Consider the following 10,983-nt stretch of genomic DNA (forward strand, 5'->3'; position numbering starts at 1 on the left):
GTAAGACTCGCTCCGTGGTGGTCGCTGATGTGCGGATCGTTCGGCATGGGGCGTACACCGCCCAGTGGTCGAGGCTCGCGCTTGCGGCGCATGCGCTTCGACGACTCGGACGCGAGACGGGCCGCCAACGGTCGCTCGTAAGACTCGCTCCGTGGTGGTCGCTGATGTGCGGATCGTTCGGCATGGGGCGTACACCGCCCAGTGGTCGAGGCTCGCGCTTGCGGCGCATGCGTTTCGACGGCGTGGGGCGGGACGGGCTGTGAACCCTACGTTCGTAAGACTCGCTTCGTGCTGGCCGGGCATCGCGAGCTGGTGTTGCGCCGTTCCGGCGGTGCTGGGTCTTCATGGGCGGCACATGATGGTCACCTCGCCGCATGCGCTTGGCCTTATATATCTGTGGCGGCGGCGCGGGTTGCGCTGGAATATCGGTTGGGCGGGCTCGGTAAGCTGCTACTTCGTGGTTTCGCCCAAGTCCGAGGATGCAGCGTTGGATCGACGTACCCGATTGCTGGCCGCGGCCGCGATCACGCTCGGACGGCTATCCGATGTGTTGACGCCATTGGGCGAGTTGTTCGCCGCGCGCGGTCATGAGCTGTACCTGGTCGGGGGCAGTGTGCGCGACGCCGTGCTCGGGCGGCTGGGGACCGATTTGGATTTCACCACCGATGCCAGGCCGGAGCAGGTGCAGGAGTTGCTGCGCGGCTGGGCCGATCATCTGTGGGATACCGGTGGGCTGGCCTTCGGCACGGTGAGCGCGTCGAAGGCCGATCAGCAATTGGAGATCACCACCTTTCGCAGCGATACCTATGACCGAGTGTCGCGCAATCCCGAGGTGACCTTCGGTGATTCGCTCGCGGGCGATCTGGTGCGCCGCGATTTCACGGTCAACGCGATGGCGGTGAAGATCGGGGCCGAGGGGTCGCTGGAGTTCGTCGATCCGCTCAGCGGCATGGACGCGCTGCTCGCCGGAATGCTGGATACCCCGGCGGCGCCGGAGGATTCGTTCCATGACGATCCGCTGCGGATGCTGCGCGCGGCGCGCTTCGTCGCGCAACTCGGCTTCGAACTGCAGCCGCGGGTGCGGGCCGCGATCACCGCGATGGCGGGTGAGATCGAGCGGATCACCGCCGAGCGGGTGCGCACTGAACTGGATAAACTCATCGCCTCCGCACATCCGATCGACGGCATCAACGTCATGTGCGAGACCGGTCTGGCCCAGCTGGTGCTGCCCGAGGTGCCCGCGATGAAGCTGGAGATCGACGAGCACCACCAGCACAAGGATGTTTACTGGCATTCGCTCACCGTGCTGCAGCAGGCCATCGACCTGGAGGAGGGCGATCCGGACCTGGTGCTGCGCTGGGCCGCGCTGCTGCACGATATCGGCAAGCCCGATACCAAGCGCAATGAACCGGGCGGCGGCGTCAGCTTCCACCACCATGAGGTGGTCGGCGCGAAGATGGTGCGCAAGCGGATGCGAGCGCTCAAGTATCCCAAGCAGTTCACCGAGGACGTGGCGCGACTGGTGTTCCTGCACTTGCGTTTTCACGGCTATGGCAAGGGGCAGTGGACCGATTCGGCGGTGCGCCGCTATGTCACCGACGCCGATGATCTGCTGCCCCGGCTGCACAAACTGGTTCGCGCCGACTGCACCACCCGCAATAAGCGCCGGGCCGCCGCGCTGCGCGCCACCTATGACGAGCTGGAGGCGCGCATCGCCCGGCTGCAGGAGCAGGAGGATCTGGATCGGGTCCGCCCGGATCTGGACGGCAACGCGATCATGGAACTGCTCGGCATTCCCGCGGGGCCCGAGGTCGGCAAGGCGTGGCGGTACCTGAAGGAGCTGCGGCTGGACCGCGGACCGCTCAGCCGGGACGAGGCCGAGGCTGCGCTGCTGGAATGGTGGAAGTCCCAGGCCTGAATGTCCCAGGCCTGAATGTCCCAGGCCTGAATGTCCCGGGGCGGAATGTCGCAGGCCTGAATGTCCCGGGGCGGAAACGAGATTCGCTGCTCGGTCAGAAGACGATCAGCGTGGTCCCGGCCACGATCGCCGAGCGGATCTGCGCCAGCTCGAATGAGCCGGTGATCTGCGGCAGTTCGACCCGGAAGCGCACCAGATCGCCCTCGCGGGTGGCGTGCACGATGCGCGCGTCATTCGGCAGCCGATCCAGCAGGATCGCCGGGACGGCCAGGATATTTCGCGGTATCCGCATGCCCGACCAGCTCGCCCGCTGGATCTCGACGGTCACCAGGTTGTCGCGCACCTGCGCCTCCACCAATGCGGTGATGCGGCGGCGTCGATGCTTCGCCCGGATCAGTCCACTCGCGTCGATGCCGAGCTGCCAGTCCGGCTGTTGGGTATTGAGCCAGCCGACCAGCGCCTCGGCGGTGACGGTCCCGTTCAGGTCCAGCTGCTGTGCCCGCACCTTGGTCGGCACGCCGGGCACCAGGCGGACCCCGTGCGCGATCACGGTGACCTGTTCGATCGGGTGATCGTCCCAGCGCATCCTGGACAGCACGGTCTTGGTCTGGAAATGCGCGCCGCGGCGGCGCACCTTGAGCACCTGCAGCGTCGCGTGCAGGTCGTGGCCGAGCAGGGTGGCGCTGACCTCTTGGCCGCCGAACCGGCTGAGGATGCCCTCACTCAGCACGGTCATCAGCACGTCCGGCATCAACGCGGTGACCGTGCCCGCACCGAGGTCGGCCACCGGATCGACCCAGGCGGTGGTGAACGAGAGCCACTGCTCCAGCAGCGATTGGTCGAGAAGTCGCTTCCCCAAGTCGACGGCCCGCATCGGTGACCATGACGTCGGATCGAAATACGTGGCCATGATTGCTCCGAGCGTACTTGGCGTCGGCGAACACGACCATGCTCGCGGCTATGACGAAGCGGGCAATAGTGCGTATCCACGGAATGACATGGCCGAATGTGGCGGCGATTCTGTCCGTATCTACGGATCGATACGCTTATCTCATCCGTATTTGCGGAACTATGCTCACGCGGTGGCGACTCTCCGGATACATGATGCGGCCGAACTGCTCGGTGTCGGCGATGACACCGTGCGGTGCTGGATCGATTCCGGAGCACTGGCGGCGGCACAGGATGCCTCCGGCCGTCCGGTGATCGAGGGCGAGGAGTTGGCGGCCCTGGCCGTCGAACAGGCTCGGACTCGCTTCGGCGGTGCCGGTTCAGCGCGCAATCGGTTTCCCGGATTGGTTACCCATGTGGTGGCCGAAACGGTCATGGCTCGGGTGCAGATGCAATGCGGACCGTTCACAGTTGTGGCGTTGATGAGCAGCGAGGCGGTGCGCGAGCTCGGACTGGAGCCGGGCAGTGTGGCGATGGCGAGCGTGACGGCGACCACGGTCGCGGTCGAAACGTCCGCCGAATGAGACTGTCGTGACTCCATCCGGAAATCTGAAAGCCCGTGCCGGACTGCGGCCCGCTGTGCCGGGTGGTGGCCGAGGCGCCTCGATATCGGCCGCGTCATCCAGCTTCAGCTACCGTATCCCCCACCGCCGGGTGTCTCGATGACCAGCACATCACCGGAATCCAGCTGCGCCGAATCCGCGCCGCGCAACTCCTGCACCGTGCCGTCCGCACGCTCGACCCGGTTGCGGCCCATGGCCCCCGGCGCGCCGCCCGCCATGCCATAGGGCGGCACCCGCCGATGACTCGACAGCGTCGATACCGTGACCGCCTCGGTGAACCGCAGTCGGCGCACCGCACCGTCACCGCCGTGCCATCGACCCGCGCCGCCGCTGCCCGTGCGCACCGAGAATTCCTCCAGCAGTACCGGCAGCCGCCACTCCAGCACCTCCGGGTCGGTGAGCCGGGAGTTGGTCATATGGGTCTGGACCACCGGCGCGCCGTCGAATCCGTCGCCGGCGCCGGAACCGGAACCGATCGTCTCGTAGTACTGGCTGCGATCATTGCCGAAGGTGACATTGTTCATCGTGCCCGAGCCCTCGGCCTGCACTCCGAGCGCCGCGTACAGTGCACCGGTAATCGCCTGGGAGGTCTCGACATTGCCAGCGACGACCGCGGCGGGCGGTTCGGGCGCGAGCATCGAGCCGGGCGGCACGATGATCTTCAGCGGGCGCAGGCAGCCGTCGTTGAGCGGGATATCGTCTGCGACCAGTGTGCGGAAGACATAGAGAACCGCCGCGTTCGCCACGGCATAGGGTGCGTTGAAATTACCGTCCAGCTGCGCCGAGGTCCCGCTGAAATCGATGGTGGCGCTTCGGTTTTCCCGATCAACGGTGACCCGGACGTGAATGCTGGCACCGAGATCGGTCTCGTAGGCGTATTCGCCGTCGTCGAGCGCGTCGATGACGCGGCGCACCGATTCCTCCGCATTGTCCTGCACGTGACGCATATACGCCTCGACGACATCGAGCCCGAAGTGCTCGATCATCTTCCCGACCTCGTCGACACCCTTGGCATTGGCGGCGATCTGCGCACGCAGATCGGCGAGATTGGTGGCCGGATTGCGGGACGGATAGGGCGCTTCGGTGAGCAACCGGAAGGTCTGCGCCTCCCGGAACCGGCCGTTCTCCACGAGCAGCCAGTTGTCGAAGATGACCCCCTCCTCCTCGATGCGACGGCTGTTCGCCGGCATCGAGCCGGGGGCGATGCCGCCGATCTCCGCGTGATGCCCGCGCGAGGCGACATAGAAGAGGATCTGGGTGCCCGCGGTGTCGAATACCGGCGTGATCACCGTGACATCGGGCAGATGGGTGCCGCCGTGGTAGGGATCGTTGACGGCGTAGGTGTCGCCGGGGCGCATCGTCTCCCCGGATTGCCTGCGCCGGATGACCTCCTTGACGCTGGTACCCATCGATCCGAGATGTACCGGAATATGTGGCGCGTTGGCGACGAGATTGCCGTCGGGATCGAACAGCGCGCACGAGAAGTCCAGGCGCTCTTTGATGTTCACCGATTGAGCGGTCGATTCCAGGCGCGCGCCCATCTGTTCGGCGATCGACATGAACAGATTGTTGAAGACCTCCAGCAGTACCGGATCCGCCTCGGTACCGGCCTGCGGTCCGGTCGCCACCGCGACGCGTTCCATGATCAGATGCCCGAGCTCGTTCAGCACCGCCTGCCAGCCGTCGTCGACGACCGTGGTGGAGTTGTCCTCGGTAATGACGGCGGGTCCGAGTACCGCCTTACCGGGTACCAATTCCGCACGCCGGTAGAGGAATATCTCGCGCCAAGCGCCGTCGGTGTGCAGCCGCACGGACTCCGGCTCGCCGCTGGGGGCGCGTCCGGCCAGATCGGCCAGATCGGGTGGTTCGGTGAGTCCGGTCGCCTCGACCGAAAGCGCCTCGATGACGATCGGGCGGTCCAGTACGAAGGAGTAGGTCTTGCGATGGCGCTCGACGAAATCCGTTGCCATGCTCGCCGGTTCGGTGAGTGCCACGGTCAGCGTGGTGTCGGTGCCGTCATAGCGCAGCTGGGCGCGGCGCGCGGCGCGCACCCGGTGTAGGGGCACATCCTCGCCGAGTAGTTCGGCGCGGGCGAGGGCCTCCAGATCGTCGGCGATTTCGCCGACGCGCGACATGGACTCATCACGCAGCGGCAATTCCACCGATCGCTCCCGCATGGCGGTGGTATCGGCCAGACCGATGCCGAGCGCGGAGAGCACACCGGCCATCGGCGGCACCACCACGGTGCGGATGCCGAGGGAATCGGCCACCTTGCAGGCGAGTTGACCGCCCGCGCCGCCGAAGGTCGTCAACGCGTACCGGGTGACATCGTGGCCCTTCTGCACCGAGATCCGCTTGATCGCGGCGGCGATATTGGCGACCGCGATCTCGAGATAGCCCTCGGCGACCTGTTCCGGGGTGCGATCGTCACCGGTGCTTTCGGCGATTTCGCTGGCCAATTCCGCGAATCGGTCGCGGACCAACGCATCATCGAGCGATTCAGTGCCGCTCGGACCGAAAACCCTTGGAAAGTACTCGGATTGGATGCGCCCGAGCATGACGTTGGCATCGGTGACGGTCAGCGGTCCGCCGCCGCGGTAACAGGCGGGTCCCGGTACCGCGCCCGCGGAATCGGGGCCGACCCGGTAGCGGCTGCCGTCGAAGTGCAGGATCGAGCCGCCGCCCGCCGCGACCGTGTGGATATCGAGCATCGGCGCGCGCAGCCGGACCCCGGCGATCTGAGTGGTGAAGACCCGCTCGTATTCGCCAGCGAAATGCGAGACATCCGTGGAGGTTCCGCCCATATCGAATCCGATGACGCGGTCGAATCCGGCGAGTTCGGACATCCGCACCATGCCGACGATGCCGCCCGCCGGGCCCGACAGGATGGCGTCCTTACCGCGGAACTGGCCCGCCTCGGTGAGTCCGCCATTGGACTGCATGAACATCAGTCGCACGCCGGTGAGCTGGTCGGCGACCTGCTGGACGTAGCGGCGCAGCACCGGCGAGAGATAGGCGTCCACCACCGTGGTGTCTCCGCGCGGCACCAGCTTCATCAGCGGGCTGACCTCGCTGGACAGCGAGATCTGCGGAAATCCGATATCGCGGGCGACGCGCCCGATCGCCTGTTCGTGCGCGGGATAGAGGTGCGAATGCATACAGACCACGGCAATGGCGCGAATACCGCTGTCGTACAGCGGCTTCAGTGCTTCGGCCAGCGCGTCCAGGTTCGGCGGTGTCAGCACCGTGCCATCGGCCGCGACGCGTTCATCCACCTCGATCACGTGCTCGTGCAATAGTTCCGGCAGCACGATCTCCCGTGCGAAGATCTGCGGGCGATTCTGGTAGGCGATGCGCAGCGCGTCGCGGAACCCCCTGGTGATCACCAGCACGGTGCGTTCGCCCTTGCGCTCGAGCAGGGCGTTGGTGGCGACCGTGGTACCCATCCGGACGGCTTCGATATCGGCGTCGCCCTGCCCCGCGTCCGCGAGGATTTCGCGAATGCCCGCCACCGCGGAGTCGTCGTAGCGCGCCGGATTCTCCGAGAGCAGCTTGTGGGTGACGAGCCTGCCGTCGGGTCGCCTGGCCACCACATCGGTGAAGGTGCCGCCCCGATCGATCCAGAACTGCCAGCCCGGTCCGTCCGCCGGGCGCGCGGTGGCGCTGCCCGTCACCGGAGCCGCCTGTGCTGAATGCGCTGGTCGATCACATGCGCACCATACCGAACCGCGGTCGGTCCGACGATCGATCAGTGCGGCGGATCGAGTTTCGCGTGCATGAGATACACGTTGTAGGAATCCCACGCCGAGATGGTGAAGTACAGATCTTCCGCCGTGGACCACGGATGAATGAAGCCGCCGTAGGCCTTCGGATAGTCGTCGGTCGAGACCAGCGCGACGCCATCGGTCCACGCACCCTGCGGCGCCGCCGCGGTGCGCAGCACGATCGCACCGCGGGCGGAGTCGAGGTAGGCCATCTGCCACTGCTTGCTGTCCTTGTCGAACCGCACCGACAGCTCGCTGGCCATGCCGAGAACCAATGGTGTGGCCTGGTTTTCGGCGCAGGGGGCCCAGCTGCCGCCGACCCAGTACTGGTAGGCCGATTTGTTCAGCACCTCGGTCTTCGGCACCCTGGCCAGGCCGATCACACCGATCCGGCCATTGGGCGTACCGAACATGTAGACGTAATCGCCCTGCGGCACCATGGCCGCCACCTGGAAGCGGCCGAGTCCGAAGAAGTTGTCCCACTTGGCATGTTGGTCCTTGACCCAGGTGCGGCCATTGTCGTCGGAGTATGCGAGTCCGCCGTAGTTGGTCGACCACATGCCCGGGATCCGGCTCCAGTGATTCACCGACATATAGCTCATGAACTGGCGCTTTCCGATCGCGAACCCGGAGGTCGGAATGGTCGTCGTCTCCCAGTTCTTGATCTTGCGGCTGGACAGCAATTCGGCCGCGTGACAGCGGCTGTCCTGCACCATGGTGTCGATGCTGAGGCCGTCGGCAAGGTCGTGGTCGGTGCTGTAGCCGAGCACATTGCTGCGCCAATCCGGGCCGCCGACGCCGCCGCTGCGCCAGCCCTCGCCGAAGGTGTCGCCGAAGGCGACGGCGACCTCGCCGGGTTTGGTCTCCCACATGATCCCGAGATCGGTGCCGTCGACCTGCCAGCGCATATCGGTGCGATTCTGCGAACCGTGTCCGGTCACCTGACCGACCAGATCCACCGATTCCACCAGCGGCGGGGCAACAGCCGCGGCCAGCGGCCCCGGCTCGATCGGGTGCACGACCGGCGGCGGCGCGGGCTGCGGTTCGACTCCGTCACGGCCGGGCACCGGGATCGGAATGGGCTCGATCTCCGGGCGGATCTCTATGCGCGGCAGCTGGATCGATGCGGAACCGGAGCTGGACCCGGATCCGGAACCCGAACTCGAACCGGATCCGGAACCCGAGCTGGACCCGGTGTTGGGTGCGGTATTCGGTTCCGGATCGGTGGCGGGCTCCGGTGGTTTCGGGGTGTCGCGCACATCCGGGCACGGGTTGCGGCACGGGTCATCGGGCAGCGGCTCCGGATCGATCCGGGTGTTGTCCGGCGGTGGGTCGGGCACCGGCACCGGCGTGATCTCCGGAACCGGCACCGGGATATCGATCTGCGGGGGCAGCTGTGGCAGCGGCGGAGGCGGCGGTGCGTTCGGATCCGGGGCCCGGTTCAATGGATCGAATCCGATCTCGCCGCAACTGTTCACCGGCGGCGGCGCCCACGGATACTGCGCGGCCTGCGCGACGGGCGTCGGTATGGTCAGCGCCCCGGCCAGTAGTAGGCCGAACAACGCGGGTGCACAGGGGTAGGTGGCCGCCGCCGCGAATGCCCGCGTGCTGGTCGGCCGAAATCCCATGTCTTGTTGGCTCCCTGTCGATTCGGGTCGATGGAAGATCAAGTTACTCGACCGCGCTGTCGGAATGCGGTAGCGCGAGCGGGTGCGATGGTATCGAATTCGCGTTGGCTTCGCGCGATGACGGAACCGGATGGCCGGGCGCCGCGTCCAAATAGATATGAACGAGATCGAGTACGTTTTCGGGACCGGCGACGGCACGGTCCACATCTGGACCAGCCAGGCGGAGCTGGATCTATCCGGATCGGGTGTGGGTGACGCGGTCGGCCTCGACTTCGACGGCGACGGCCTGGCCGATGACGTGCTATGGGATTCGCACGGCACCGGCATCGCCGATGTGGTCGGGTTGGATCTCGACGACGACGGTGTACCCGACCACTTCTTCACCGATCCGACCGGCAATGGCACCTGGAATCACGAGATAACCGGCAATCCGGCCGATGCGGACAGCGAACACCTCGACTGGATCGTGCGCACCGAGCCGGAGCCGGATCACCTCGCCGCCAATGGGTTCGGCGCGGCACTGTCGAATCAGGATGAGCCGTTGCCGGATTCCTCATCGTCGGATCCGCATGCCGCGGCGGACGGCGTCACGCAGCGATTCGCTGCGGGATGGCGGTCGGCAGACGGGTGGGCGCAGGTGGCCGCGTTCGGGGAGCACCGCACCTGGTCCGCCGATGAACCCGGTTACCCCGCAACGCCGTTCAGTTGACGACCGGTGCGCGCCGGTTGTTCAGCGCGATGGCCGCGATTCCGGCGCAATAGATCCCGGCGCCGACCAGCACCACCCCGATCGAGCGTCCATCCGCCGGTATCACCAGCGCGGTAGTCGCGATTGCCGCCACGAATGCGATATTGAAGACGGTGTCCTGCAATGCGAATACCTGACCGCGCCTGGTGTCACCGATATCGATCTGCATCGTCGCGTCACCGGTCAGTTTGATGATCTGCCCCGCCAGCCCGAACAGGAACGCACCGACGAGCAGCAGCTGATGCGCCCGATGCGCCGCGGTACCGGCCGTTGCGATGGCGGTCGGCGTGACCAGCGTCAACTGGACCACGGTCGCGGTGCACAGACCGAGCACGACCGTGCGCGTCCGGCCCAGGCGCGGAATCAGCAGCGGTGCGACGACCGCCGCGACCAGCATCCCCGCCGCGGTTGCGCCGATGGCGAGCCCGAAACGGGTCAGCCCGGTGTTGGCCCCGCCGCCGTCGACCGGCGCCTGCCGCAGCACCAGCACCATGATCAGGGTGTTGGTGCCGAAGACGATCCGGTGCACGCCGATGCCGACCATCGCGGTGGTGACCTGAACCGCGCCCCAAACCGCCGCCGCACCATGGCGCAGGCCGGTGAGGACCGCATGTATCGCACTGTCGCGCACCGCCGTTCCCGGCTCCGGACCCAGCACCCCGGCCCCGAATCCGGCCGCGAGCACCGCACCGAAGACCGACCAGACCGCGCTGATCGCCACCGCGATCGCCGAGGCGAAATCACCGGCACCGATCAATCCGATGATCGCGACCGCGGCGGCGGCACCGACACCGGCACAGCCGGAGGCCACCGTGGCGAGCACCGAATTCGCGGGCACCAGCCAGTGCTGGTCCAGCACCCGGGGCAGGGCTGCGGACACACCGGAGAGTACGAATCTGCTGATCCCGACCACGGCCAGCGCCAGCAGCAATAGGGGCGTCGAACTGCTACCCGCCAAGAGCCCGACGCTGACCGCGCCGATCAGAATCGCCCGCGCCACATTGGCGACCAGCAGCACCGCCCGCCGGTCCCAGCGGTCCAGCAGTGCACCGGCATAGGGTCCGATCAGCGAGTACGGCAGCAGGAGCACCGCGAAGGCCGCCGCGATGGCCAGCGGATCGGTCTCGCGTTCCGGATTGAACAGGATGGCGCCCGATAGCGCCGCCTGGAACATGCCGTCGCCGAACTGACCGGTGAAGCGGACCAGGGCCAGGCGCAGCACGCCGGGACTCTCGCGCAGCGCCGTCTGTAGCGATACCGGTCGCTCGTCCGCGGGAGTAGAGCCTTCGGGGCGACCAGTGGACACGTCTGTAACTTTGGCAGCGCCTGCGGCGCTGCGTGTTCGCGGCCCCCTTTTGTCTCGCGTCCGAGCCGTCGAGACTCGCGACTTCGTCGCATGCGCTTCGACGGCTCG

Annotated in this window: 7 protein-coding genes; 3 read left to right on the forward strand and 4 right to left on the reverse strand. The window is 66.8% G+C overall.

Features of this window, described 5'->3' with window-relative positions:
• Positions 1–487: 487 nt before the first annotated feature.
• Complete coding sequence (locus ACWEO2_RS43790; RefSeq protein ID WP_452410791.1) at positions 488–1,918, forward strand: CCA tRNA nucleotidyltransferase; 1,431 nt, start codon at positions 488–490, stop codon at positions 1,916–1,918.
• 94 nt (positions 1,919–2,012) lie between these two features.
• Here ACWEO2_RS43790 and ACWEO2_RS43795 read toward each other — a convergent pair whose 3' ends face one another.
• A complete protein-coding gene (locus ACWEO2_RS43795; protein WP_452410792.1) occupies positions 2,013–2,828 on the reverse strand; it encodes a hypothetical protein in 816 nt (271 codons plus the stop codon).
• A gap of 172 nt (positions 2,829–3,000) precedes the next feature.
• Here ACWEO2_RS43795 and ACWEO2_RS43800 point away from each other — a divergent pair, with 172 nt between their 5' ends.
• On the forward strand, positions 3,001–3,390 hold the full coding sequence (locus ACWEO2_RS43800; protein ID WP_452410793.1) for a TOBE domain-containing protein: 390 nt from the start codon (positions 3,001–3,003) through the stop codon (positions 3,388–3,390).
• Positions 3,391–3,494: 104 nt separating this feature from the next.
• Here ACWEO2_RS43800 and ACWEO2_RS43805 read toward each other — a convergent pair whose 3' ends face one another.
• Together ACWEO2_RS43805 and ACWEO2_RS43810 are read right to left on the reverse strand one after the other, a co-directional pair.
• Positions 3,495–7,103 carry a hydantoinase B/oxoprolinase family protein gene (locus tag ACWEO2_RS43805; protein ID WP_452410794.1) on the reverse strand — a complete coding sequence of 1,203 codons (3,609 nt, stop codon included), beginning with the start codon at positions 7,101–7,103 and terminating at the stop codon, positions 3,495–3,497.
• A 74-nt stretch (positions 7,104–7,177) separates the two neighbouring features.
• Positions 7,178–8,821 (reverse strand): DUF4185 domain-containing protein, encoded by a 1,644-nt coding sequence (locus ACWEO2_RS43810; RefSeq protein ID WP_452410795.1) that lies wholly within the window; start codon positions 8,819–8,821, stop codon positions 7,178–7,180.
• Between the two features lie 157 nt (positions 8,822–8,978).
• On the opposite strand from ACWEO2_RS43810, the gene ACWEO2_RS43815 reads away from it, so the two are divergent.
• Entirely contained in the window at positions 8,979–9,530 is a 552-nt protein-coding gene (locus tag ACWEO2_RS43815) for a hypothetical protein (protein WP_452410796.1), read from the forward strand.
• On the opposite strand, the gene ACWEO2_RS43820 is transcribed toward ACWEO2_RS43815, so the two are convergent.
• Entirely contained in the window at positions 9,523–10,875 is a 1,353-nt protein-coding gene (locus tag ACWEO2_RS43820) for an MFS transporter (protein ID WP_452410797.1), read from the reverse strand. The genes ACWEO2_RS43815 and ACWEO2_RS43820 overlap by 8 nt on opposite strands.
• Positions 10,876–10,983: the final 108 nt, after the last annotated feature.

The organism is Nocardia sp. NPDC004278, assembly GCF_053602975.1.